Origin of the sequence: Anabaenopsis tanganyikae CS-531 (genome assembly GCF_029891675.1) — a bacterium.
Classification (GTDB): Bacteria; Cyanobacteriota; Cyanobacteriia; order Cyanobacteriales; family Nostocaceae; genus Anabaenopsis; species Anabaenopsis arnoldii.
The window spans coordinates 1-21,994 of the sequence record NZ_JANQDF010000058.1 but is presented as its reverse complement, the minus strand read 5'-3'; the positions used below and the strand labels follow the sequence as shown (position 1 = coordinate 21,994).

Annotated in this window: 36 protein-coding genes; 33 read left to right on the top strand and 3 right to left on the bottom strand. The window is 46.1% G+C overall.

Features of this window, described 5'->3' with window-relative positions; genetic code table 11:
* The first annotated feature begins 70 nt into the window (after positions 1-70).
* Together NWP22_RS06020 and NWP22_RS06015 are read left to right on the top strand one after the other, a co-directional pair.
* On the top strand, positions 71-946 hold the full coding sequence (locus NWP22_RS06020) for a CPBP family intramembrane glutamic endopeptidase (RefSeq protein WP_271732234.1): 876 nt from the start codon (positions 71-73) through the stop codon (positions 944-946).
* A gap of 88 nt (positions 947-1,034) precedes the next feature.
* Positions 1,035-1,766 carry a GDSL-type esterase/lipase family protein gene (locus NWP22_RS06015; protein ID WP_271732233.1) on the top strand — a complete coding sequence of 244 codons (732 nt, stop codon included), beginning with the start codon at positions 1,035-1,037 and terminating at the stop codon, positions 1,764-1,766.
* A 24-nt stretch (positions 1,767-1,790) separates the two neighbouring features.
* Here the strand turns inward: NWP22_RS06015 and NWP22_RS06010 are convergent, their stop codons facing one another.
* Positions 1,791-2,330, bottom strand: coding sequence for a DUF3172 domain-containing protein (locus tag NWP22_RS06010; RefSeq protein WP_271732232.1), 540 nt, complete (start codon positions 2,328-2,330; stop codon positions 1,791-1,793).
* 176 nt (positions 2,331-2,506) lie between these two features.
* A complete protein-coding gene (ndhN, locus tag NWP22_RS06005; RefSeq protein WP_271732229.1) occupies positions 2,507-2,995 on the bottom strand; it encodes an NAD(P)H-quinone oxidoreductase subunit N in 489 nt (162 codons plus the stop codon).
* 875 nt (positions 2,996-3,870) lie between these two features.
* Between ndhN and rplC the strand changes: the two genes are divergently transcribed.
* From rplC to prfA, 31 genes are all read left to right on the top strand, one after another.
* Entirely contained in the window at positions 3,871-4,506 is a 636-nt protein-coding gene (gene rplC / locus NWP22_RS06000; RefSeq protein WP_271732228.1) for a 50S ribosomal protein L3, read from the top strand.
* Between the two features lie 52 nt (positions 4,507-4,558).
* Positions 4,559-5,197 (top strand): 50S ribosomal protein L4, encoded by a 639-nt coding sequence (rplD, locus tag NWP22_RS05995; RefSeq protein WP_271732227.1) that lies wholly within the window; start codon positions 4,559-4,561, stop codon positions 5,195-5,197.
* Positions 5,190-5,504 carry a 50S ribosomal protein L23 gene (locus NWP22_RS05990; protein ID WP_271732225.1) on the top strand — a complete coding sequence of 105 codons (315 nt, stop codon included), beginning with the start codon at positions 5,190-5,192 and terminating at the stop codon, positions 5,502-5,504. Before rplD ends, NWP22_RS05990 begins: the two co-directional genes overlap by 8 nt.
* Before the next feature lie 6 nt (positions 5,505-5,510).
* Positions 5,511-6,374 carry a 50S ribosomal protein L2 gene (rplB, locus tag NWP22_RS05985; protein WP_271732224.1) on the top strand — a complete coding sequence of 288 codons (864 nt, stop codon included), beginning with the start codon at positions 5,511-5,513 and terminating at the stop codon, positions 6,372-6,374.
* 29 nt (positions 6,375-6,403) lie between these two features.
* Positions 6,404-6,682, top strand: a complete 279-nt coding sequence (gene rpsS, locus NWP22_RS05980; RefSeq protein WP_271732222.1) for a 30S ribosomal protein S19 — start codon at positions 6,404-6,406, stop codon at positions 6,680-6,682.
* A 38-nt stretch (positions 6,683-6,720) separates the two neighbouring features.
* A complete protein-coding gene (gene rplV / locus NWP22_RS05975; protein WP_271732220.1) occupies positions 6,721-7,080 on the top strand; it encodes a 50S ribosomal protein L22 in 360 nt (119 codons plus the stop codon).
* 75 nt (positions 7,081-7,155) lie between these two features.
* Complete coding sequence (rpsC, locus tag NWP22_RS05970) at positions 7,156-7,911, top strand: 30S ribosomal protein S3 (RefSeq protein WP_271732218.1); 756 nt, start codon at positions 7,156-7,158, stop codon at positions 7,909-7,911.
* Between the two features lie 3 nt (positions 7,912-7,914).
* A complete protein-coding gene (rplP, locus tag NWP22_RS05965) occupies positions 7,915-8,340 on the top strand; it encodes a 50S ribosomal protein L16 (RefSeq protein WP_271732217.1) in 426 nt (141 codons plus the stop codon).
* 3 nt (positions 8,341-8,343) lie between these two features.
* Positions 8,344-8,565, top strand: coding sequence for a 50S ribosomal protein L29 (gene rpmC, locus NWP22_RS05960; RefSeq protein WP_271732216.1), 222 nt, complete (start codon positions 8,344-8,346; stop codon positions 8,563-8,565).
* Positions 8,566-8,578: 13 nt separating this feature from the next.
* Positions 8,579-8,830, top strand: coding sequence for a 30S ribosomal protein S17 (gene rpsQ, locus NWP22_RS05955; protein ID WP_271732215.1), 252 nt, complete (start codon positions 8,579-8,581; stop codon positions 8,828-8,830).
* A gap of 41 nt (positions 8,831-8,871) precedes the next feature.
* The gene (gene rplN, locus NWP22_RS05950; protein ID WP_271732213.1) at positions 8,872-9,240 is read left to right on the top strand and encodes a 50S ribosomal protein L14; all 369 of its coding nucleotides are present in this window, start codon (positions 8,872-8,874) and stop codon (positions 9,238-9,240) included.
* Positions 9,240-9,593, top strand: coding sequence for a 50S ribosomal protein L24 (rplX, locus tag NWP22_RS05945; RefSeq protein ID WP_271732212.1), 354 nt, complete (start codon positions 9,240-9,242; stop codon positions 9,591-9,593). The genes rplN and rplX overlap by 1 nt, the downstream gene beginning before the upstream one ends.
* Positions 9,594-9,683: 90 nt before the next feature.
* Positions 9,684-10,232: a 50S ribosomal protein L5 gene (rplE, locus tag NWP22_RS05940; RefSeq protein ID WP_271732211.1), complete on the top strand. Its 549-nt coding sequence runs from the start codon at positions 9,684-9,686 to the stop codon at positions 10,230-10,232.
* Between the two features lie 20 nt (positions 10,233-10,252).
* Positions 10,253-10,654 carry a 30S ribosomal protein S8 gene (gene rpsH / locus NWP22_RS05935; protein WP_200989445.1) on the top strand — a complete coding sequence of 134 codons (402 nt, stop codon included), beginning with the start codon at positions 10,253-10,255 and terminating at the stop codon, positions 10,652-10,654.
* Between the two features lie 44 nt (positions 10,655-10,698).
* Entirely contained in the window at positions 10,699-11,247 is a 549-nt protein-coding gene (rplF, locus tag NWP22_RS05930) for a 50S ribosomal protein L6 (RefSeq protein WP_271732210.1), read from the top strand.
* A gap of 2 nt (positions 11,248-11,249) precedes the next feature.
* Positions 11,250-11,612: a 50S ribosomal protein L18 gene (gene rplR, locus NWP22_RS05925; RefSeq protein WP_271732209.1), complete on the top strand. Its 363-nt coding sequence runs from the start codon at positions 11,250-11,252 to the stop codon at positions 11,610-11,612.
* A 30-nt stretch (positions 11,613-11,642) separates the two neighbouring features.
* Positions 11,643-12,167 (top strand): 30S ribosomal protein S5, encoded by a 525-nt coding sequence (gene rpsE, locus NWP22_RS05920; protein WP_271732207.1) that lies wholly within the window; start codon positions 11,643-11,645, stop codon positions 12,165-12,167.
* Positions 12,168-12,260: 93 nt separating this feature from the next.
* Positions 12,261-12,716, top strand: a complete 456-nt coding sequence (rplO, locus tag NWP22_RS05915) for a 50S ribosomal protein L15 (RefSeq protein ID WP_271732206.1) — start codon at positions 12,261-12,263, stop codon at positions 12,714-12,716.
* 61 nt (positions 12,717-12,777) lie between these two features.
* On the top strand, positions 12,778-14,091 hold the full coding sequence (secY, locus tag NWP22_RS05910) for a preprotein translocase subunit SecY (protein ID WP_271732205.1): 1,314 nt from the start codon (positions 12,778-12,780) through the stop codon (positions 14,089-14,091).
* Positions 14,091-14,645: an adenylate kinase gene (locus tag NWP22_RS05905; RefSeq protein ID WP_271732204.1), complete on the top strand. Its 555-nt coding sequence runs from the start codon at positions 14,091-14,093 to the stop codon at positions 14,643-14,645. The genes secY and NWP22_RS05905 overlap by 1 nt, the downstream gene beginning before the upstream one ends.
* A gap of 203 nt (positions 14,646-14,848) precedes the next feature.
* Positions 14,849-15,073, top strand: a complete 225-nt coding sequence (gene infA, locus NWP22_RS05900) for a translation initiation factor IF-1 (RefSeq protein WP_006196724.1) — start codon at positions 14,849-14,851, stop codon at positions 15,071-15,073.
* A 116-nt stretch (positions 15,074-15,189) separates the two neighbouring features.
* A complete protein-coding gene (gene rpmJ / locus NWP22_RS05895; RefSeq protein ID WP_006196723.1) occupies positions 15,190-15,303 on the top strand; it encodes a 50S ribosomal protein L36 in 114 nt (37 codons plus the stop codon).
* 117 nt (positions 15,304-15,420) lie between these two features.
* Positions 15,421-15,801 (top strand): 30S ribosomal protein S13, encoded by a 381-nt coding sequence (gene rpsM, locus NWP22_RS05890; protein ID WP_271732201.1) that lies wholly within the window; start codon positions 15,421-15,423, stop codon positions 15,799-15,801.
* Between the two features lie 54 nt (positions 15,802-15,855).
* The gene (gene rpsK, locus NWP22_RS05885; protein ID WP_271732200.1) at positions 15,856-16,251 is read left to right on the top strand and encodes a 30S ribosomal protein S11; all 396 of its coding nucleotides are present in this window, start codon (positions 15,856-15,858) and stop codon (positions 16,249-16,251) included.
* A gap of 288 nt (positions 16,252-16,539) precedes the next feature.
* The gene (locus NWP22_RS05880) at positions 16,540-17,487 is read left to right on the top strand and encodes a DNA-directed RNA polymerase subunit alpha (protein ID WP_271732198.1); all 948 of its coding nucleotides are present in this window, start codon (positions 16,540-16,542) and stop codon (positions 17,485-17,487) included.
* 27 nt (positions 17,488-17,514) lie between these two features.
* A complete protein-coding gene (gene rplQ / locus NWP22_RS05875; protein WP_271732195.1) occupies positions 17,515-17,865 on the top strand; it encodes a 50S ribosomal protein L17 in 351 nt (116 codons plus the stop codon).
* A gap of 52 nt (positions 17,866-17,917) precedes the next feature.
* On the top strand, positions 17,918-18,808 hold the full coding sequence (truA, locus tag NWP22_RS05870; protein ID WP_271732194.1) for a tRNA pseudouridine(38-40) synthase TruA: 891 nt from the start codon (positions 17,918-17,920) through the stop codon (positions 18,806-18,808).
* Between the two features lie 12 nt (positions 18,809-18,820).
* Positions 18,821-19,276 (top strand): 50S ribosomal protein L13, encoded by a 456-nt coding sequence (gene rplM / locus NWP22_RS05865; protein WP_271732192.1) that lies wholly within the window; start codon positions 18,821-18,823, stop codon positions 19,274-19,276.
* On the top strand, positions 19,276-19,692 hold the full coding sequence (rpsI, locus tag NWP22_RS05860; protein WP_271732190.1) for a 30S ribosomal protein S9: 417 nt from the start codon (positions 19,276-19,278) through the stop codon (positions 19,690-19,692). Before rplM ends, rpsI begins: the two co-directional genes overlap by 1 nt.
* Before the next feature lie 107 nt (positions 19,693-19,799).
* A complete protein-coding gene (gene rpmE, locus NWP22_RS05855; protein WP_271732189.1) occupies positions 19,800-20,042 on the top strand; it encodes a 50S ribosomal protein L31 in 243 nt (80 codons plus the stop codon).
* A 98-nt stretch (positions 20,043-20,140) separates the two neighbouring features.
* On the top strand, positions 20,141-21,238 hold the full coding sequence (gene prfA, locus NWP22_RS05850) for a peptide chain release factor 1 (RefSeq protein WP_271732188.1): 1,098 nt from the start codon (positions 20,141-20,143) through the stop codon (positions 21,236-21,238).
* A 10-nt stretch (positions 21,239-21,248) separates the two neighbouring features.
* Here the strand turns inward: prfA and NWP22_RS05845 are convergent, their stop codons facing one another.
* Positions 21,249-21,695, bottom strand: coding sequence for a hypothetical protein (locus tag NWP22_RS05845; RefSeq protein ID WP_271732187.1), 447 nt, complete (start codon positions 21,693-21,695; stop codon positions 21,249-21,251).
* Positions 21,696-21,994 lie beyond the last annotated feature (299 nt).

Below are 21,994 nucleotides of genomic sequence, written 5' to 3'. Positions count from 1 at the left end.
GTCTATAATCCAGGAAAACTTGAAGTTACTGATATGACCACTGAGAACATTACAGCAATAATTCTCACTTATGATACATAATCCATTTTCCCGGGTCAGGGTTCGTTATCTGTTCGCCAAGGGTCTACTGGTATCCTTACTGTCCGGTATTTGTTTAGGTTATGTGCAAGGAATTAACGGACTCACACTTAATAATCAAGTTGTTGTCCTGGTGCTGTATATTTTAATATTTGGATTGCTTTGCCTGTGGATATTCGCAGACTTCAATCGTTTAGGAATTAATCTGCGGTATGTTGTGGGTATTCTGCCGAGTAACTATAAATGGTTACCGACGGTGGGCTTAGTTATTCTGGTTATAGTGTTTTCACTTAGTGCCTATCTAGTCTCATTTTCCCTGTTGTCGTGGTTCGCTCCTTCTTTGATAGAGGAACTCCTGCGCCAAGTAGCCAGTAATGCTTCTGCTCACAGTTCAGCACCTTTACTAGACAACTTACTGAGTGCGATCGCAATTATAGTCGTGGCTCCCATCGCGGAAGAATTTATCTTCCGGGGGGTTATACTGCAACGATGGGCTACCAAGTGGGGTATCCGTACAGCTTTGATTGTCTCCTCTGTCCTGTTTGGAATTTTACACCCAAATTTCCTGGGATTATCTATGTTTGGTTTTGTTATGGGTGTGCTATATATCAAGACCCGAACATTAATTGTGCCTATAGCTTGTCATGGGTTAAATAATTTACTAGCACTAACAGCAGGGTTTTTCTCTAATCAGCCACAAACTACCTCATCGCTGGATAACTTAGAACAATTGCGTTCCGGTTGGTGGGTAGGAGTTTTGTTGATGTTAATATCTTTGCCTGGGTTAATTCGGTTTTTATCCCGGAATTGGCCGCGCCAGAATGCACCAACCCCTTACTTAATCAACGCATCCCAAGCAAATACATAAGTCTAGTGTAGTCAAACAACAGAAATATATTCTTTAATGATGTAGAAATGTATAGAATCTTGTAAAGATATAAAATATAGTTCTAAAAATGCAAACACTCGAGCTTTCTTCCTCTCATCTGGTAGTACAACCAAAGCCATTTCAGTCTTTGAGAATTATTGCACTAGGAGATAGCTTAGTTTATGGCTTTGGCGACCCAGAAACAGGGGGTTGGGTTGAACAACTGCGGCGCTGGTGGATGTTGCCCGATAGTTCTGGTCATGTATTATATAATTTGGGGGTGAGAGGCGATCGCACCCAGCAAGTAGCACAAAGGCTAGAAGTAGAATTTCGCCATCGAGGTGAATTAAGAAATCGGCTTCCCGACCTGATGATTCTCTCCGTCGGTGTGAATGATTCCGCCCGATTAAAAAGTAGCCAGGGTCGTAATTATACAGATTTCGCTGTATTTAAAACCGAAATTGCTGCTCTGCTCGCACAAGCACAAAAACTTTGCCCTGTGTTGTTTGTGGGGATGGTTCCTGTGGATGAAAGCAAAATGCCTTTTTTAGATTGCTTTTATTATAATCACAGCGACCAGTACCGTTATAAAGAAGTTACTAAACTTGCTTGTCAGCAACGGCAAATTCCTTACTTAGATATTTTCGATCAATGGATGTCCCGTGATGAATCGTGGCGGTTACAGCGCTTAGGTGTAGATGGTCTTCACCCCAATACCCTCGGTTATCAAACTTTGTTAGCAGACGTGATGAACTGGGAAGCACTAGCAGCCTACAATCAGAAGGCCAATGGAAAAATTAACCCCCATGAGGGGGTGTAAATTTAGACTCAATTTCCAAGGGCGCTAAAATCTCTCTGTTTCTTGCGGTTGTGTCACTGCTCCGGGCTGAGAGGTGAAAAAGTTTTGAGCAGCTTGGTTTTGGTAAATACATCTAATGTCAGGGTTTTCACTGTCCAAGTTACCTGTAAAGCCAAAGGTATTTAAACGACTCCTACATTCTCTGACTTGGCTTGATGATACAAGGTTACGTTGCTCTAAAATTGCCCAGTTATTTTGGCGCAGAACGCACCCAGGACGCATACTTGGTTGAGCAACATAGACGTTAAACGGGTTGAGAGTAACAAACAGTCTCGCGTCCATGACCATTGCACTAGCCCCAAACTGCACACAAATCTCAGGGTTAGGCGCTTTAGTATCTATGAATTCACGAGAAGCGACATTTGCCGGGGTTAAAGTGGTTGTGGAACTAAAGGCAATACCAATTCCAATACCCAACACCAGCACCCCCGCCAAAATGGCGATAGTAGAGATGTTGAACAGGGGGGATTGTAAAGCCGAGGATTTAGAAGTATTGGCTGGTCTACCAGTAGATTTACGTCTCATTTTCGCTCTGATTACCTTCAGCACTGAGAAAGTAGGGAGTTAGCTCAACTGGCCTCCCTTTGACAGTATGACGATTCTTAATTGTAGTTCTGTTTTGCGATCGCCTTTGGCACAGGGCGGAGGGACATCGCCACTGGAAATTTAGCAAATTTCCAGCGACGATATGGTTCCCTTGATTAGACAGCTTGATAACTAGCAGAGTATGTGTCTTTGAGAGGTTGCCAACTGAAGGCACGCGCCCCCCCTCTCTCTACTACTACTTTTACTCTGGGTTCCAAGCTAGGTAAGGTGGCTAAAAACTCAACTTCCTGATCTGCGAGAATATTCCCTTCAATGATCCACAACACCAGCCCCTTTGAATTTGGTGGTAGCTGTTCTAGATTGTAGGTAACAATCGGTGGAATATAATATACATAACCTACCGCAGCACCACTACTAGAGCTTTTTTTACCCAGGTGAGGTGGTCTGACTCCATGAACTCCTGTGAGATAGGCAGCTACGTCGCCCAACCCCCTGGCGGTAATATGAAGATCGACATAGCCAGTAGCCCTCAGTCGGCGGCGATATCGACCTTCAAAACCTCCTTCCAAAGGTACGTAAACACCAAGGGAACCAAATTTTTCCAGATCGCGAATGAAAGCGTTGCCAGTGGTAATCAGTGCCATAAATTTTCTTTCGTCTTATCCCACTCAGATATCTCTATTATTCACCCTGAAGCAGGATTAGGTTCAAGTATTCAGGACATCACCTGTAATCAAAAACTATTTTAAAGATTTCTCGACAAAAATCAATAGATGATTTATGATATTAGATTGTGACCTCCGAGCGTAAAAACTGACTACTCAATTTTCTGTGGGTTCTTAGATTTCTTAGATGTTTAACATCTCCGGGCAATAATAAACTTAGCTTAAAGTTGTCAGAGACTGGTACACTAGAAAAACTCGCAGGTTAACAAAGAGTTAGTGGCTAAATAAACCCAGCCCATAAACGACTCTGTACTACATTCACTCCTAATATCCCTGAAAACCCAGGGAACATCTTAAGCTGTAGTTTAAGATTAAAGTGTTGAGTGAAGCAAAAACTGAGGGGTAATGTTAGTTTCATAACATTGCAGCGAACTTAGTTAACGGATACTGAGCGGGAGAAAACCGCTTAAGTCCCACCACAGCACGGCAGTAGCAAATGATAGGGCAAAGACCACTAACAGCACTGCCTCCAGAAAGTGCCTAAGTAATTGCTTGGACGAAAGCATTACTGCACAAAGTGCAAAGCTTAAAAGCATTGCTCTGAAATTCCAAGAGTTGTTTTTTTCGCCCAGAAAAAAAAGCTTGTGGCTGTTCTGGTGACCAGGTGAGTGAAAGTAAACGGATTCACCAAACAGTAAAGACACAGCTAGTTGTGTCCTTAAAGGTATGGTGTAGTACTACCTACCCGAAATTTCCGAGGGTCGTCCAACCTCAATCGGCACTGATACAAGTGTAAAAGTGCGATCAACAGTCCGATTCCAACACCAGCAAGTATATAAGGAGAACCAGTTACTGTGTCTGTAGGTATTCTCGGCACCAAACTGGGCATGACCCAAGTTTTCGACGAAGATGGAGTATCAATTCCAGTCACCGTCGTTCAAGCGGGGCCATGCACTGTTACACAAGTTAAAACAAAACAGACCGACGGTTACAGCGCCATCCAAGTTGGTTATGGTGAAGTCAAACCCAAGGCGTTGAATAGACCTCTGCTGGGTCACTTGGCAAAATCATCTGCTCCAGCTTTACGTCATTTAAACGAATATCTCACAGATAGCGCTAGTGATTATACTTTAGGTCAAGAACTTAAGGCGGATATTTTTACTGAAGGTCAAATTGTCGATGTAGTCGGTACCAGTATCGGTCGCGGTTTTGCGGGTAACCAAAAGCGTAACAACTTTGGCCGCGGACCGATGTCACACGGTTCTAAAAACCATAGAGCGCCAGGTTCCATTGGCGCTGGTACAACCCCTGGTCGTGTTTATCCCGGTAAACGGATGGCAGGACGTTTGGGTGGTAGTCGGGTGACAATTCGCAAGTTGACCGTGGTGCGAGTAGACCCGGAACGCAACTTACTATTAATTAAAGGAGCCATTCCTGGTAAGCCGGGGTCCTTAGTGAATATTCTGCCTACAAAGAAAGTTGGTAAGTAGTCATTACTCATGAACTAAAGAAAAAAGGCAAAAAACACAAAAGGACATAAAAATGGTGGAAAGCATAGTTAAAAATTGGCAAGGAGAACAGGTCGGCCAGACTACCTTTGAGTTACGGGTTGCTCAAGAATCAACGGCCTCTCATATTGTGCATCGAGCCTTGGTAAGACAAATGACTAACTCTCGCCAAGGGACTGCGAGTACAAAAACTCGTTCCGAAGTTAGAGGCGGCGGTCGTAAACCTTGGCGACAAAAGGGAACAGGTCGCGCCCGTGCTGGGTCAATTCGTTCTCCACTGTGGCGTGGTGGTGGTGTGATCTTTGGACCGAAACCCAGAGATTTTAACCTGAAATTAAACCGCAAAGAACGGCGTTTAGCACTGCGAACCGCTTTTGTAGGTCGTGGGGACGATTTGATTGTGGTTGAAGATTTTAACAACGAGTTATCCCGCCCCAAAACTAAGGAGTTAGTCTCAGCACTAGCTCGTTGGGGAGCAGCACCTGAAAGTAAGGCATTGTTAATTTTGCCGGAGATTCAAAAGGCGGATAATGTTTATTTATCAGCCCGGAATATCGAAAATTTAAAGGTAATTGCAGCAGACCAACTTAATGTTTACGACTTGCTGCACGCTGATAAAATTGTCGTCACTGCATCAGCTTTAGCCAAAATTCAGGAGGTCTATAGTGCCTAAGTTTGACCCCCGCAATCTTCCCGACTTAGTGCGTCGCCCCATTGTGACTGAAAAGGCGACTATCCTCATGGAGCAAAATAAATATACTTTTGAAGTAGCTCCCAAGGCTAGCAAACCACAAATTAAGGCGGCGATTGAAGACCTATTTCAGGTAAAGATAGTCAAAATTAATACCATGATGCCACCACGTAAACAGCGTCGTGTTGGTAAATTTATTGGTTACAAGCCCCAATATAAGCGAGCTATTGTCACTGTAGCCCCTGGGGACGAAGAGAAAGTTAGACAAGTTCTATTCCCAGAGGTATAAAATAAAATGGGTACTCGTTCTTATCGCCCTTATACCCCTAGTACGCGCCAAGTTACTGTATCCGACTTTGCGGAAATTACTAAGTCAAAGCCGGAAAAATCATTAACAGAATACGTACATCGCCCTAAGGGTCGTAATAATCAAGGGCGGATCACTAGCCGTCGTCGGGGTGGCGGACACAAGCAACTTTACCGGATTATCGACTTTAAAAGGGATAAACGTAATATTGTCGCCGAAGTTATAGCCATTGAATACGACCCCAATCGGAATGCTCGCATCGCTCTGGTTTTATATGAAGACGGGGAAAAGCGTTATATTCTTCACCCCAATAAGTTACCAGTGGGTGCGAAAATTATCGCCGGTCCTGACTCTCCCTTTGAGGATGGGAACGCTTTACCACTGTCTAATATACCCCTGGGTACTAGTGTCCATAATGTGGAGCTGACACCGGGTAAAGGCGGGCAAATTGTCCGTGCGGCTGGTGCTAATGCCCAAGTAGTGGCTAAAGAAGGTAACTATGTCACTCTCAAGCTACCTTCCGGGGAAGTGCGGATGATTCGTAAAGAATGCTACGCCACTATTGGACAGGTAGGTAACACCGATGCGCGAAATCTCAGCGCCGGTAAGGCGGGACGGAATCGGTGGAAGGGTCGCCGTCCTAAGGTTAGAGGTAGTGTGATGAACCCGGTAGACCACCCACATGGTGGTGGTGAGGGTAGAGCTCCTATTGGTAGACCAGGTCCTGTAACACCTTGGGGTAAACCTACTTTAGGGGCAAAAACTCGCAAGCCTAAGAAAGCTAGCAGCAAATTGATCGTGCGTCGTCGTCGGAAATCTTCTAAACGTGGACGTGGTGGCCGTCAGTCATAATCTCAAGTCAAACATCCAAAGTCGAAATTATGGGTCGTTCTCTAAAAAAAGGTCCTTTTGTAGCGGATCACTTGCTGAGTAAGCTGGAAAAGCTCAACGCTAAAAACGAAAAACAAGTTATTAAAACTTGGTCGAGAGCTTCGACAATTTTGCCGTTGATGATAGGTCATACCATCGCTGTTCATAACGGACGTCAACACGTTCCGGTTTTTGTGAATGAGCAAATGGTAGGACACAAGTTGGGAGAGTTCGCCCCCACACGTACCTACAGAGGTCATGGGAAGAGTGATAAAAAAGCAGGGAGATAGTTATTAGTCATTGTGACTAATGACTTAAGGAGAAAATTATGGCTATTGATACTACTGAAGTAAAGGCGATCGCTCGTTATATCCGCATGTCTCCCTACAAGGTGCGCCGTGTACTTGACCAAATTCGGGGGCGCTCCTACCGAGAAGCACTAATTGTATTGGAATTCATGCCCTATCGAGCCTGTGAACCAGTATTGAAACTTCTCAGAAGTGCAGCGGCTAATGCCGAGCATAATGCTGGTTTAGACCGGACGCAACTGGTAATTACTCAAGCCTATGCTAATCAAGGTCCAGTGCTAAAACGGTTTCAACCAAGAGCTCAGGGGCGAGCTTACCAAATTCGCAAGCCAACGTGTCATATCACTGTGGCTGTGGCCGCTGATGCTACTGCTAAATGAAATACCCCTTCTTTGACCGATGGGGTCTAGACACGAAAAACTGCGTAAAGTAAGAAATTCTTAGAGGAAGCATTTGTGGGACAGAAAATTCATCCAGTTGGTTTTCGCCTGGGTATTACACAAGAGCATCAATCCCGTTGGTTTGCAGTTCCTGAACGCTATCCAGAACTTTTACAAGAAGACCACAAACTTCGGAAATACATAGAACAAAAGCTGGGTAGATTGGCTCAAAACAATGCCGGAATTTCCGAGGTGCGGATTGAGCGCAAAGCAGACCAAATTGATTTGGAAGTACACACGGCTAGACCAGGTGTAGTTGTCGGCCGCGGTGGACAAGGTATTGAATCACTGCGGGTGGGACTACAAGAAATGCTCGGCAGTAATCGTCAAATTCGGATTAATGTCGTCGAAGTCCAAAAAGTTGATGCAGACGCGGCTTTGATTGCGGAATACATTGCTCAACAGCTGGAACGGCGGGTTTCTTTTCGGCGGGTGGTACGCCAAGCTATTCAGCGCGCCCAACGTGCTGGTGTTCAAGGCATTAAAATTCAAGTCAGCGGTCGCCTCAACGGTGCAGAAATTGCTCGGACAGAGTGGACTCGTGAGGGAAGAGTGCCTTTACATACCCTCCGGGCTGATATTCACTACTCTTACTGCACAGCTAAAACAATTTACGGGATTCTGGGGATTAAAGTATGGGTGTTTAAGGGAGAAATTATCCCAGGACAGGAAGAAACCACCGCTCCATCCACCCCACGCGATCGCGAACCACGTCGTCGTCAACAACAACGCCGTCGTCAGCAATTTGAAGACCGATCTAATGAAGGATGAAGCATGTTAAGTCCTAGAAGAACTAAATTCCGCAAACAACAGCGCGGACGGATGCAAGGCCTAGCTAGCCGCGGCTGTAACCTTAACTTCGGTGATTTTGGCCTCCAAGCTCAAGAGCCATCTTGGATTACCTCCCGCCAAATTGAGGCCTCCCGTCGGGCAATGACTCGTTATATCCGTCGGGGTGGTAAAATCTGGATCCGGATTTTTCCGGATAAACCTATCACTATGCGTCCGGCAGAAACCCGGATGGGTTCAGGAAAAGGTTCTCCAGAGTTTTGGGTGGCGGTAGTTAAGCCAGGACGCATTATGTTTGAAATCGCTGGAGTTTCCGAGGAAATCGCCCGCGAAGCTATGCGTTTGGCTGCCAATAAGCTGCCAATTAAAACTAAATTTATTGTGCGTTCTCAACCACAGGAGCAGGAGTAGGTTATGCCTCTTCCCAAGATTTCGGAAGCTAGAGAATTAAGTGATGAACAACTGGTCTCGGAAATTGTCTCTGTTAAAAAACAACTGTTTCAGTTACGGTTGCAAAAAGCTACAAGACAATTAGAAAAGCCTCATGAGTTCCGACACGCCCGCCACCGCCTCGCCCAGTTGCTCACTGTGGAAACTCAGCGCCAACAGGCTACAAGTCAATCGACTACAGAATAAAAACTAGGAGATTATGGCAATCAAAGAACGAGTCGGCGTGGTAGTCAGCGACAAAATGCAAAAAACTGTGGTAGTCGCTGTGGAAAACCGCTCTCCCCACCCTAAGTATGGCAAAATTGTCGTGCAAACCCGCCGCTATAAGGTTCACGACGAAAATAGTCAGTGCAAGGTGGGCGATCGCGTCCGGATTCAAGAAACTAGACCTTTGAGTAAGACCAAACGCTGGCAAGTCAAAGATATCTTGAATGCTAAGACTACAGTGTAATAATTGTTACAGTAATCTAAACTCCAAAAGGGAGATTAATTGTGATTCAACCCCAGACCTACCTCACTGTGGCAGATAATAGCGGTGCCAAAAAAATTATGTGCATCCGTGTATTAGGTGCAGGCAACAGGCGTTATGGTTTCATCGGCGACAAGATTATCGCCGTTGTTAAAGATGCCATCCCCAACATGGCTGTGAAAAAATCCGATGTCATACAAGCAGTGATTGTCCGTACCCGTCACAACATCCGCCGGGATAGTGGTATGACTATTCGCTTTGATGATAACGCCGCGGTGATCATCAATAAGGATGGTAATCCCAGAGGTACACGGGTCTTTGGACCGGTGGCTCGGGAATTACGCGATAAAAGCTTCACCAAAATCGTTTCTCTGGCTCCGGAGGTGCTGTAATGGCAAACCCCAAGGAAAAAGCCAAAGTATTTCATAAAATGCACGTCAAAACTGGCGACACTGTGCAAGTAATTGCCGGTAAGGACAAAGGCAAAGTTGGTGAAGTGGTCAAAGCACTACCCCAACTGAGTAAAGTCCTGATTAAAGGTGTCAATATCAAGACTAAGCACGTCAAACCCCAGCAAGAAGGAGAATCGGGCCGCATCGTCACTCAGGAATTTCCTATCCATAGTTCCAATGTGATGCTCTATTCTACTAAGCAAAACGTTACAAGTCGTGTTTGCTACACCTTTACAGCAGAAGGTAAAAAGGTGAGAATGCTCAAAAAAACCGGCGAAATTCTCGATAAATAAAGGGAATAACTGCTGTTTTTCTACCAGAAGGGACTCCTCAGTAATTCACAAGGCCTCCCTGACAAAGCCCAGGGATACAGATAAATAACTATGGCAACACCAAGACTCAAAGGTTTATATCAAGAAACCATCGTCCCTAAACTGATGAATCAGTTTCAGTACACTAACGTTCATCAAGTACCGAAGTTAGTGAAAATTACTGTTAACCGCGGTTTGGGGGAAGCGGCTCAAAATGCCAAGGCGCTAGAAGCGTCTTTAAATGAAATTGCCCTGATTACCGGTCAAAAACCAGTGGTGACTCGGGCGAAAAAGGCGATCGCCGGCTTTAAAATTCGTCAGGGTATGCCTGTTGGCATTATGGTAACCCTCAGAAGCGAACGGATGTACGCTTTTCTTGACCGATTAGTTAGCTTATCACTACCCAGAATTAGAGACTTTCGCGGCATCAGTCCTAAAAGCTTCGATGGTCGCGGTAACTACACTATGGGTGTTAGAGAACAGCTAATTTTTCCAGAAGTCGAGTACGACAGTATCGATCAAATCCGTGGGATGGATATTTCCATCATCACAACGGCGAAAAACGACGAAGAGGGTCGCGCCTTACTTAAAGAAATGGGAATGCCCTTTCGCGATCAATAAGTTCATCTAAAGAGGGAACGATGGCAGCTAACGATACAGTTGCAGATATGCTCACGCGCATCCGCAATGCCAACCTGGCAAGGCATCAGACTACACAAGTGCCAGCCACAAAAATGACTCGTAGTATTGCCAAGGTACTACAAGAGGAAGGCTTTGTTGCTGAAGTTGTAGAAGCAGGAGAAGGGATTAAACGCAATTTGGTGATTTCACTCAAATACAAGGGTAAAAACCGTCAGCCTTTAATTACCGCTTTGAAACGAGTCAGTAAACCGGGTTTGCGCGTTTACTCCAATAGAAAAGAATTACCCCGGGTACTAGGTGGCATCGGCATTGCCATTATTTCTACATCCAGTGGCATTATGACTGACCGCGAAGCCCGTCGTCAGAGCCTGGGTGGCGAAGTACTTTGCTATGTTTGGTAGTCATTACCCCCAGGGTCAGGACTGAAGATAAAGGACCAAGAATCATGTCTCGTATTGGTAAACGTCCAATTAATATTCCCGCCAAAGTGGAAGTGACAATTGATGGTAGCCAAGTTTTAGTGAAAGGACCCAAAGGCCAACTTTCGCGGACATTGCCTACTCATGTCGTTGTCTCCCAAGAAGGACAAACATTAAATGTCACCCGTCGCGATGACACACGTACGTCCCGGCAAATGCACGGTTTAAGCCGTACCCTAGTGGCTAACATGGTGGAGGGAGTCTCCCAAGGTTTTCAGCGTCGTCTGGAAATTCAAGGTGTGGGTTACCGGGCACAAGTTCAAGGACGTAACCTAGTCCTGAATATTGGCTACAGCCATCAAGTGCAGATTGACCCCCCTGAAGGAGTTCAGTTTGCTGTAGAAAATAACACTAACGTCATCGTCAGTGGTTACGATAAGGAAATAGTAGGTAACACAGCCGCAAAAATTCGTGCTGTTCGCCCCCCAGAACCCTACAAAGGTAAAGGGATTCGTTATGCCGGTGAAGCCGTCAGACGCAAAGCTGGTAAGACTGGTAAGAGTGGTAAGAAATAACAATGAAACTTACTCGTAGAGAATCAAAACAGCGTCGTCATCGCCGCGTTCGTGGTAAAGTTCACGGCACCCAAGAACGTCCACGTTTAGCCGTGTTCCGTTCCAATGAACATATTTACGCTCAAGTAATTGACGACACCAAGCATCACACCTTAGTAGCAGCCTCCACCGTCGAACCAGAGTTGAAATCGAATTTGGCTACAGGTGCTACTTGTGAGGCATCAGCCCAAGTCGGCAAATTGGTAGCAGTGCGATTGTTGGAAAAAGGAATCACCAAAGTAGTCTTTGATCGCGGTGGCAACTTATATCATGGTCGTGTCAAAGCCCTAGCTGATGCAGCACGCGAAGCTGGTTTAGATTTCTAATGACAACTGACTAATAGAGAGCATTTGATTATGGCAACTGGTCGTCGTAAGGCTAACCGCACAAAAAAAGAAGAAACTAACTGGCAAGAGCGCGTCATCCAAATCCGCCGGGTGAGCAAGGTCGTTAAGGGAGGTAAAAAACTCAGCTTCCGCGCCATCGTCGTCGTCGGTAATGAACGTGGCCAAGTCGGTGTCGGAGTCGGCAAAGCTTCAGATGTCATTGGCGCTGTCAAAAAAGGCGTGGCCGATGGCAAAAAACACCTGATTGACATTCCTATGACTAAATCTAACTCCATCCCCCATCCTATTGATGGTGTGGGTGGCGGTGCTAAGGTGATGATGCGCCCCGCAGCACCCGGTACCGGGGTAATTGCTGGTGGTGCTGTGCGGACTGTACTGGAATTGGCAGGAGTTCGTAACATCTTGGCCAAGCAACTTGGTTCCAATAACCCCCTCAACAATGCTAGAGCCGCAGTGAATGCCTTATCTACACTCCGTACTTTTTCTGAAGTAGCCGAAGATCGCGGTATTCCTATTGAAAAACTCTACATTTAGAATGGTTAACGGTTAATGGCTTGCTGACGGTTTAAGCAAGCCCTCAACATTGATCGGTCAATAGTGAAGCTCTAAAAAATAACTAATTACATCATGAGACTCAACGATGTTAAGCCCCAAAAAGGTTCAAAAAAACGCCGCCGTCGTGTAGCTAGAGGTATTTCCGCTGGTCAAGGCGCTAGCGCTGGTTTGGGTATGAGAGGTCAAAAATCTCGTTCCGGTAGCAGTACCAGACCAGGTTTTGAAGGTGGTCAGCAACCATTGTACCGCCGCTTACCTAAGCTTAAGGGCTTTCCGATTGTGAATCGGAAAATTTACACTACGATTAATGTAGATAAGCTCGCTTCTCTTCCTGCTGGTACAGAAGTAACTTTGACTTCTCTCAAAGATGCGGGAATCATCACTGCTGCTAAAGGCCCATTGAAAATCTTGGGCAACGGTGAATTGAATGTATCCCTCAAGGTACAAGCAGCAGCTTTTACAGGACAAGCTCGTAGCAAAATTGAGGCGGCTGGTGGTAGCTGTGAAGTGGTATCAGGAAATACATGATTCCCTACTTGCCATCTCTAGATCCCTGCCAGCCCCCGGTTCACTATAGAGGTAGCATTCTATGATCAGTCGAGAAAAAGCCCCAACGGCTCAAGAAACTTTTATGCAGATGGCCCAAGCAGCCGGACTCAGAGGTAGGCTGCTTGTCACCGTCGGTATTTTAATTTTGGTTCGCCTGGGTATATTTTTGCCGGTACCTGGTCTTGATAGGGCTAGGTTCGCCGCAGCTATATCTAGTAACAATGCCGTATTCGGTTTATTGGATATCTTTTCTGGGCGGGGACTTTCCACTTTGGGCATCTTTGCCCTCGGAATCTTACCTTTTATCAATGCCTCCATTATTATCCAATTACTCACCGCGGCAATTCCATCTTTAGAAAATTTACAGAAAAACGAAGGTGAGCAGGGCCGCCGGAAAATTTCCCAAATTACACGCTATGTCACGGTAGTTTGGGCAACTATTCAGAGTGTCGCTTTTTCGTCGTTGTTCCTCCAGCAATTTGCTTTGAATCCCGGCATTTTGTTTGTCGCTGAAACAGCCATCGCTCTCACGGCTGGTTCTATGTTTGTTATGTGGGCATCAGAACTGATTACAGAACGCGGACTTGGTAATGGTGCATCATTGTTGATTTTTGTCAATATTGTCGCTTCGTTACCAAAGGCTTTAGGCGATACCATTGACTTGGTACAAGTTGGCGGTAGAGAAACTGTCGGTCGCGTTATTGTCCTCGTACTGGTATTCCTGGCTACTATTGTCGGGATTGTTTTCGTTCAGGAAGGTATCCGCCGCATCCCCATTATTTCCGCTCGTCGTCAAGTCGGTCGCCGTGTCTTGGCAGAGCAGCGTAGTTATTTACCCCTGCGGCTCAATTCCGGGGGGGTCATGCCGATTATTTTTGCAGCCGCAATTCTCAGTCTGCCACTTTTAATCGCTAATTTCACCAGAAATCCTGACATAGCTAACATTGTCAACACTTATCTCAATCCTGGGGGTTCCGGGGCTTGGGTTTATGCTCTGGTCTACTTGGTGTCAATTATTTTCTTCAGTTATTTCTACTCTTCTTTGATTGTTAATCCAGTTGATGTGGCTCAGAATTTGAAGAAAATGGGATCTAGTATTCCCGGTATTCGTCCCGGTAAGGCTACCAGTGAGTATCTTGAGCGTGTGATGAATCGACTGACTTTTTTAGGGGCGATATTTTTGGGATTTGTCGCTATTATTCCCACGGCTGTGGAAAGTGCTCTAGGTGTCCCTACTTTTCGAGGTTTGGGTGCTACCTCTTTGCTCATACTGGTAGGTGTGGCAATTGATACGGCTAAACAAGTCCAAACTTACGTGATATCTCAGCGTTATGAAGGAATGGTGAAACAATAGTGACGCGATTAATTTTCTTGGGACCACCTGGCTCTGGTAAGGGCACTCAAGCTCAAGTTTTGGCGGCAGACTTGAATATTCCCCACATTTCTACTGGGGATATATTAAGGCAGGCTATGCAAGAGCAAACTCCTTTGGGAATTAAGGCTCAAGGTTATGTCAATCAGGGCGATTTAGTACCGGACCAGTTGGTTCAGGACTTGGTGCAGGAGCGCTTTGTCCAACCGGATGTCACATCCGGTTGGATTCTTGATGGGTTTCCCCGCAAGGTCACACAAGCGGTTTTTCTCGAGCAGTTGCTCGCACAAACTCATCAGGGTGACCAGCGGGTTGTTAATCTCGATGCTCCAGATGATGTGGTGGTAGCACGTTTACTCGCTCGGGGACGAAAAGATGATACCGAGGAGGTAATTCGTCACCGTTTAGATGTTTACCGCTCTCAAACAGCACCATTGATTGACTATTATCGCGATCGCCAGAAATTAGTCACGGTCAATGGCCATCAGTCCCAAGAAGAAGTCACTGAGCAATTGCGCCTCATCGTTACTTCATAGCCTGATCAGTGGGGGGAAATCACCACTCACTACCCCGCCAGGACGCGATTCATCGCGTCTCTCGCCCCTATGGCTAAGATGCTGGACAATTTTAGCTAAGATATATTAATAAACTATTGATATATTTCTCAAAATATGTTCTTTTGCAGAGCCAGTGCTGCAACTGTATCAATAGGAGATTGTTGAATTGAGGAAAAAACAAATTGTCTAAGCAAGATTTGATTGAAATGGAAGGCACTGTCACTGAATCCCTCCCCAATGCGATGTTTCGCGTTGATTTGGATAATGGGTTCAATGTCTTGGCACACATTTCCGGTAAGATTCGCCGTAATTACATCAAGATTTTACCTGGCGATCGCGTCAAAGTTGAGTTAACTCCCTACGACCTTTCAAAAGGCAGAATCACCTATAGACTGCGGAAGAAATAGCTATACCTCCAAAATCTTACCATAAAACCATCTTTTTGGGTTCTCCCCCATTAATTAACTGAATTAAATTCCCTAAAAATGCTATAATTTACTATTTGGAGTCAATTACAAAAGGCATGAAAGTTCGAGCCTCAGTCAAGAAAATGTGTGAAAAATGCAACGTGATCCGCCGTCGCGGTCGCGTTATGGTGATTTGCGTCAATCCCAAGCACAAACAACGCCAAGGCTAACACTCTCACACATCAAGGAGTGAAAATACAGATTAATCACCATAAAAAACGACAAAGTTAATTAATTAATTAAGTCTTTGTCATAGCAACTGCGATAACCATAGGGAGAAAATAATTGTGGCACGTATTTCCGGGGTAGACCTTCCACGTGATAAGCGCGTTGAAGTTGGTCTGACTTATATTTACGGCATTGGGTTAACAAGGTCTCTGGAAATTTTAGCCGCTACAGGTGTAAATCCAGATACCCGTGTTAAAGACCTAAGTGATGCTGAAGTGGCAGCCCTGCGCGGCGAAATAGAAAGCAACTATCAAGTAGAAGGTGACTTGCGGCGCTTAGAAGCCATGAACATCAAGCGCTTGATTGATATTGGTTGCTACCGCGGTCGTCGCCACCGCATGGGCTTACCAGTCAGAGGTCAAAGAACTCGCACTAATGCCAGAACCCGCAGGGGGAGAAGGCAGACAGTGGCCGGTAAGAAGAAGGCTCCAGGCAAATAAACCTTTAAACCCGGCAGATCAAAGCAAGTTGTACCTAGGATTAACTAAAAAAATATGGCAAGACAACCAACAAAAAAAGGCGGCAGCAAAAAGCAAAAGCGCAACGTACCCAATGGCATGGCCTACATCCAGTCTACTTTCAACAATAGCATTGTCACCATTACCGATCAAAATGGGGACGTGATTTCCTGGGCTAGTGCCGGTTCGAGCGGTTTTAAGGGAGCCAAAAAAGGCACCCCCTTTGCAGCACAAACAGCAGCAGAAAGTGCAGCCCGTAGGGCTATAGACCAAGGAATGCGGCAAATTGAAGTCATGGTTAGTGGACCTGGAGCAGGGAGAGAAACCGCCATTCGCGCCATCCAAGGAGCCGGACTAGAAATTACCCTGATTCGGGACATCACCCCCATTCCTCACAATGGTTGCCGCCCGCCCAAGCGCCGCCGAGTTTAAATAATATTTAGTGTCCAAACTGTTTCTCAAACCCCACCCCCAACCGCAGCGGTGCCAGGGAGGAGTCCAGTGTGAAGCAAGTCAGCTCTTCCTGACGGGGGGGCTGCTAAAGTTCAGAGCACCCAAAATAAATAATCATCTCCCCGTAGATAGGGCGAGGATACCATACTGCCACTTTTCAAAGGCAGTTAAATCTACCTGGCTCCACAAAGCTAGGGAACGAAAACTAAATTCAACGAGGCAATTGATTTGCCTGCTAGCAGCACCTTAAAGAAGGGAGGCTAATCCGTGGCGCAGTTTCAAATTGAATGTGTAGAGTCTAATACAGAGGAAAGTCGGAGCCATTATAGTAAATTTGTGCTGGAACCTCTAGAGCGTGGTCAAGGAACAACAGTTGGCAACGCGCTGCGGCGGGTTTTACTGTCGAATCTAGAGGGGACAGCAGTTACAGCAGTGAGAATTGCCGGTGTAACCCACGAGTTTGCCACAGTTCCCGGTGTGCGGGAAGACGTGCTGGAAATCCTCATGAAAATGAAGGAAGTAATCCTCAGAAGCTACTCATCTCAACCCCAGATTGGCAGATTACTTGTGAATGGTCCTGCAACAGTCACTGTGGCACATTTTGATTTGCCCAGCGAAGTAGAAGTCATAGACCCCACCCAGTACGTCGCTACCCTAGCAGAGGGTGGCAAACTGGAAATGGAATTTCGCATTGAGAAAGGAAAAGGTTATCGCACAGTAGAGCGAGGACGCGAAGAAGCCACCTCCTTAGACTTTCTGCAAATTGACTCGGTATTTATGCCAGTGCGGAAAGTTAACTATAGTGTAGAAGAAGCTCGTGGGGAGAGCTCAATTACCAAAGACCGCTTGCTGTTAGAAGTTTGGACAAATGGCAGTATCTCGCCCCAAGAAGCACTATCCTCAGCAGCTGGTATTCTAGTAGAGCTATTCAATCCATTGAAAGATATCTCACTAGAGCCTACAGAAACAGGCGCTGAAGTCCCAGAAGATCCCACCGCCCAAATTCCCATTGAAGAACTGCAACTTTCTGTACGGGCTTATAACTGTCTCAAACGCGCACAAGTCAACTCCGTGGCAGACCTGTTGGATTTCACCCAAGAAGACCTGTTAGAAATTAAAAACTTCGGTCAAAAATCAGCAGAAGAAGTAGTGGAAGCTTTACAGCGCCGTTTAGGCATTACCCTGTCCCCAGAAAGAGGCTCTAAACACAGTTAGTTAAACCCCAATTTTTACTCATTTATTATGCGTCATCGTTGTCGAGTCAAAAAACTCAGTAAACCAGCCGACCAGCGGCGCGCCCTGTTGCGATCGCTATCCACAGAGCTCATCCGTCATGGTCGCATCACCACAACTTTAATCCGCGCTAAAGTTGTTCGCAGCGAAGTAGATAAAATGATTACCCTAGCCAAAGACGGCTCCTTAGCAGCACGTCGGCAAGCCCTGGGCTACATCTACGACAAGCAACTAGTTCATGCCTTATTTGAGCAAGCCCCAACTCGGTACGGTAATCGCAACGGGGGTTATACCCGCATCCTGCATACCGTTAACCGCCGGGGAGATCATGCGCAAATGGCAATCATCGAGCTAGTCTAGTTCATTAGTCATTGGTCATGGGTCAGACACCAGACCAACAGACAAAACCTGTATGTTAGAAAGCCAACCGGTTCCTAGGCCAACCCATCGAGTCGCCTTAGTAATTCAATACTTAGGCACTCATTTTCACGGCTGGCAAAGACAAAAGCAACATCGTACAGTTCAAGAAGAAATCGAAACAGCGATCGCTCAGGTACAAGGGTTTCATGTCACCCTCCATGGTGCCGGGCGCACCGATGCGGGAGTCCATGCAGCTGCCCAAGTAGCCCATTTTGAAGCCACAGGATTCATCCCACCCCAGAAGTGGGCATCAATCCTCAACAGCTACCTGCCCCAAGATATACTCATTAGGGCTGCAGCGAGTGTAGATCATCATTGGCACGCCCGATTTAGTGCCGCATATCGGCGGTATCGCTATACGATATATACTGAACCTCGGCCCAACTTGTTCGTTAGACCCTTCAGTTGGCATTATTATTATGCACCCCTGGATGAATCCTTAATCCAAGCAGCCCTCGCACCGCTGATAGGGAAACATCATTTAGCCGCATTTCACCGAGCCGGTTCCAAGCGCCAGCACTCTTGGGTAGAAGTGCAAGCCGCAGAATGTCATCGCAGTGGGCCATTTATTCATATTGAAATTCAGGCCAATGGATTTTTGTATGGCATGGTACGGCTGTTAGTAGGGATGCTAGCACAAGTAGGTTCCAGCAAGCTGACACTGGCTAGCTTTACCGAACTGTGGAAAACAGAGCGCCGGGAAAAAGTCAAACACGCCGCCCCTCCCCAGGGTTTGTGTTTATTAAGAGTTGGCTACCCAGAGTTCCCCTTTCCCCCAGAAATTTGGTATGAAACCCAGCCCAAATTGGTCTTTCCCACAAATATTCCCCTAGAATATCCCCTAGCAGATCACCTTGATCTCAATTCCACACCACTCTCATAAAACAAAACTATCATGACCACAAAAACATACCTTCCTCCTCAAGCATCCCTTGAGCGTGAGTGGTACGTAGTAGATGCCACCGATAAACGCCTCGGCCGCCTGGCTAGCGAAATCGCCATGATTCTCAGAGGCAAAAACAAACCCCAATTCACCCCCCACATGGACACCGGTGACTTTGTTATTGTCGTTAATGCTGAAAAAGTAGCAGTCACAGGGAAAAAGCGCAGCCAAAAACTTTACCGTCGCCATTCCGGCCGCCCCGGGGGGATGAAAACAGAAACCTTTGCCAAACTGCAACAGCGCCTACCAGAACGCATTGTAGAACACGCGGTTAAAGGTATGCTACCTAAAAATAGCCTGGGTAAGCAGTTGTTCACTAAACTCAAGGTTTACGCAGGTCCGACTCATCCCCATAGCGCCCAAAAACCCAAAGAACTCACAATTAATACAATTCCCGGAGAAAATTAATGACAGTAGCACAAAGTAATAGCGGTCGCGCCGTGTACTGGGGTACCGGTCGTCGCAAGTCCGCAGTAGCACGGGTGAGATTGGTTCCCGGTGAAGGGAAATTGACCGTCAACGGTAAGGATGGAGAATTGTACTTTCAATTCAACGCCAATTACCTAGGAGTCATTAGAAATCCTCTAGAAACCCTGGGACTGGAAAACGAATATGACATTTTAGTCAAAGCTGAAGGCGGCGGCCTCACAGGACAAGCTGATTCTATTCGTTTAGGTGTAGCTCGCGCCCTGTGTCAACTCGACCCAGATAACCGCCCACCTTTGAAAATCGAGGGCTACTTGACCCGCGACCCCCGGGCAAAGGAACGGAAAAAATATGGTTTACACAAAGCCCGGAAAGCACCTCAGTACTCCAAACGTTAAACACATCAATGGGAATTGGTCATTGGGAATAGCACACAATCTGCCCCAATTCCCCCGGCTCAATTCTCCACTAAAAGTTATAATTAATATAGGTTAACGACAAAAACATGGCTAAATCTGATATTCATCCCCAATGGTATCCAGAGGCTAAAGTTTACTGTAACGGTCAAGTAGTGATGACCGTCGGCTCTACTAAGCCAGAATTACACGTAGATGTTTGGTCAGGAAATCACCCCTTTTACACCGGTACTCAGAAGCTGATTGATACCGAGGGTCGCGTTGAGCGCTTCTTGCGTAAATACGGCATGAGCACCACTAAATCCACTCAGAGCGATTCCCAAGAAAAGTAGCGCCTTGGCTGTGGCTGTTAACGACGACCCGGTAACTGCTGGGTCGCTTGTCATTTTTTGCCGAGCCTAGTTATCTGTAAGGAGCGATCGCATTCGTCATGGCTGAAACATACCTGTTAGAAAAACTCAAATCTGTTGAACAAACATTTCATGAATTAACCCGTCGTCTGGGTGACCCCGATACCGCCAAAAACCCTGATGAGTATCAAAAAATTGCTAAGTCTCGTTCTTCCCTAGAAGAAACAGTCAATACCTACGAAACTTGGAAAACTGCTACCACAGACCTAGCAGGGGCGCGTCAAGTCCTCAAAGAATCCAACGGTGACCCAGAGTTGCAAGAAATGGCATCCCTGGAAGTTAAAGAACTAGAAGCAAAACTAGAACACCTAGAAAATCGCCTCAAGGTTTTACTCTTACCCCGCGACCCTAACGATGATAAAAATATCATGTTAGAAATTCGCGCCGGTACCGGCGGCGATGAAGCCAGTATCTGGGCGGGTGATTTACTGCGCATGTACTCCCGCTATGCCGACCTCCAAGGCTGGAGAGTCAAACTCGTCAGCGAATCCCTGGGGGAAATGGGCGGCTTCAAAGAAGTGATCCTGGAAATTCAGGGCGATAGCGTTTACAGTCAACTCAAATTTGAAGCGGGAGTCCATCGTGTACAGCGTGTACCAGCTACAGAAGCTGGAGGACGGGTTCACACCTCCACAGCCACCGTCGCCATTATGCCAGAAGTCGATGATGTGGAAATTCACATTGATCCCAAAGATATCGAACTCACCACCGCTCGTTCTGGTGGTGCTGGGGGACAAAACGTTAACAAGGTAGAAACCGCAGCAGACTTGTACCACAAACCCACTGGTATCCGTATTTTCTGCACAGAAGAACGTAGTCAATTGCAAAACAAAGAACGGGCGATGCAAATCCTCCGGGCTAAACTGTACGAAATCAAGTTACGCGAGCAACAAGAAGCCGTAACTTCCATGCGTCGATCGCAAGTTGGTACAGGCTCACGCTCCGAGAAAATCCGTACTTACAACTATAAAGATAACCGTGTTACCGACCACCGCCTAGGACAGAACTACTCACTTAATCCCGTCTTGGAAGGTGAGTTAGAGATACTCATTCAATCTTGTATCTCTCAAGACCAGCAAGAACGCCTGGCAGAGTTAGCAAATGCTACCTCAAACTAACTTTTAGCCGTTAACTCTCATGGAAAACCGCTATTTCTAATGTAGCTTTTAATGCATACAAGCGGTTTTCTAAGGCAGTTCGGAGTGCCTTTTCCATTTCCGCCAGATACTCGTAATACACAAATTCGTAGCGCATAGTCTGATTTAACCTCCGCCACTCCAGGAGGCTATCACAGCACTCAATTAACCTCTCCACGGTTGTTTGCCAACGGGTAAAAATCCGATAGCTGAAAAAGCTACTGCACACATTCCCCTTAGCATCCCAGAAGGAAATACACACCTGATGCTTAAGATAACGGATTTTCTTGACCTCCTTCACCTCACAGCCCTTGTGTTTCAGCGCTTCCTTAACTTCCCCATCTGAAATCTTCCATTGACTGGGTTTGATATTCTTAGCCGCTATGAGATTACAACCCGGGCGGCGATACTTTTTAACTCGGCGTAGATTGCGGAACATATGCACCCCTTCTACCTGATTTAATAGGGTTATATATTTATCTTGCAGTTACAATTAAAAATAACAATTCTAAATTCAGCATATCATTGCTCAGTTAAATTGTAAATAGTTACTAAAAATATAGTCAAATATTTTTAGCTTGGTAAGGTCTAAACCTGACTGGGCTAACTACAAGCCTCTCTACTGAGTTTCCATCAAAGATAGAGTCCCCAGCTACCTTTCTTAATATATTTAGGGAACCATTCAAGTCTGCTGAATATATTTTCCCAGACTTAGACCTAAATAAACCTCTGTTGATT

What these genes read in the sequence shown, in the direction of transcription:
- rplQ (WP_271732195.1), top strand. Translation starts at nt 17,515, where the DNA reads ATGCGTCATCGTTGTCGAGTCAAAAAACTCAGTAAACCAGCCGACCAG.
- truA (WP_271732194.1), top strand. Translation starts at nt 17,918, where the DNA reads ATGTTAGAAAGCCAACCGGTTCCTAGGCCAACCCATCGAGTCGCCTTA.
- rplF (WP_271732210.1), top strand. Translation starts at nt 10,699, where the DNA reads ATGTCTCGTATTGGTAAACGTCCAATTAATATTCCCGCCAAAGTGGAA.
- rpmE (WP_271732189.1), top strand. Translation starts at nt 19,800, where the DNA reads ATGGCTAAATCTGATATTCATCCCCAATGGTATCCAGAGGCTAAAGTT.
- rpsH (WP_200989445.1), top strand. Translation starts at nt 10,253, where the DNA reads ATGGCAGCTAACGATACAGTTGCAGATATGCTCACGCGCATCCGCAAT.
- secY (WP_271732205.1), top strand. Translation starts at nt 12,778, where the DNA reads ATGATCAGTCGAGAAAAAGCCCCAACGGCTCAAGAAACTTTTATGCAG.
- rpmC (WP_271732216.1), top strand. Translation starts at nt 8,344, where the DNA reads ATGCCTCTTCCCAAGATTTCGGAAGCTAGAGAATTAAGTGATGAACAA.
- rplE (WP_271732211.1), top strand. Translation starts at nt 9,684, where the DNA reads ATGGCAACACCAAGACTCAAAGGTTTATATCAAGAAACCATCGTCCCT.
- rpmJ (WP_006196723.1), top strand. Translation starts at nt 15,190, where the DNA reads ATGAAAGTTCGAGCCTCAGTCAAGAAAATGTGTGAAAAATGCAACGTG.
- ndhN (WP_271732229.1), bottom strand. Translation starts at nt 2,995, where the DNA reads ATGGCACTGATTACCACTGGCAACGCTTTCATTCGCGATCTGGAAAAA.
- rpsE (WP_271732207.1), top strand. Translation starts at nt 11,643, where the DNA reads ATGGCAACTGGTCGTCGTAAGGCTAACCGCACAAAAAAAGAAGAAACT.
- rplD (WP_271732227.1), top strand. Translation starts at nt 4,559, where the DNA reads ATGGTGGAAAGCATAGTTAAAAATTGGCAAGGAGAACAGGTCGGCCAG.
- rplR (WP_271732209.1), top strand. Translation starts at nt 11,250, where the DNA reads ATGAAACTTACTCGTAGAGAATCAAAACAGCGTCGTCATCGCCGCGTT.
- rplO (WP_271732206.1), top strand. Translation starts at nt 12,261, where the DNA reads ATGAGACTCAACGATGTTAAGCCCCAAAAAGGTTCAAAAAAACGCCGC.
- rplX (WP_271732212.1), top strand. Translation starts at nt 9,240, where the DNA reads ATGGCAAACCCCAAGGAAAAAGCCAAAGTATTTCATAAAATGCACGTC.
- prfA (WP_271732188.1), top strand. Translation starts at nt 20,141, where the DNA reads ATGGCTGAAACATACCTGTTAGAAAAACTCAAATCTGTTGAACAAACA.
- NWP22_RS06020 (WP_271732234.1), top strand. Translation starts at nt 71, where the DNA reads ATGATACATAATCCATTTTCCCGGGTCAGGGTTCGTTATCTGTTCGCC.
- rpsK (WP_271732200.1), top strand. Translation starts at nt 15,856, where the DNA reads ATGGCAAGACAACCAACAAAAAAAGGCGGCAGCAAAAAGCAAAAGCGC.
- NWP22_RS06010 (WP_271732232.1), bottom strand. Translation starts at nt 2,330, where the DNA reads ATGAGACGTAAATCTACTGGTAGACCAGCCAATACTTCTAAATCCTCG.
- rplM (WP_271732192.1), top strand. Translation starts at nt 18,821, where the DNA reads ATGACCACAAAAACATACCTTCCTCCTCAAGCATCCCTTGAGCGTGAG.
- rpsS (WP_271732222.1), top strand. Translation starts at nt 6,404, where the DNA reads ATGGGTCGTTCTCTAAAAAAAGGTCCTTTTGTAGCGGATCACTTGCTG.
- NWP22_RS05845 (WP_271732187.1), bottom strand. Translation starts at nt 21,695, where the DNA reads ATGTTCCGCAATCTACGCCGAGTTAAAAAGTATCGCCGCCCGGGTTGT.
- NWP22_RS06015 (WP_271732233.1), top strand. Translation starts at nt 1,035, where the DNA reads ATGCAAACACTCGAGCTTTCTTCCTCTCATCTGGTAGTACAACCAAAG.
- rpsI (WP_271732190.1), top strand. Translation starts at nt 19,276, where the DNA reads ATGACAGTAGCACAAAGTAATAGCGGTCGCGCCGTGTACTGGGGTACC.
- rpsQ (WP_271732215.1), top strand. Translation starts at nt 8,579, where the DNA reads ATGGCAATCAAAGAACGAGTCGGCGTGGTAGTCAGCGACAAAATGCAA.
- rplB (WP_271732224.1), top strand. Translation starts at nt 5,511, where the DNA reads ATGGGTACTCGTTCTTATCGCCCTTATACCCCTAGTACGCGCCAAGTT.
- rplP (WP_271732217.1), top strand. Translation starts at nt 7,915, where the DNA reads ATGTTAAGTCCTAGAAGAACTAAATTCCGCAAACAACAGCGCGGACGG.
- rplV (WP_271732220.1), top strand. Translation starts at nt 6,721, where the DNA reads ATGGCTATTGATACTACTGAAGTAAAGGCGATCGCTCGTTATATCCGC.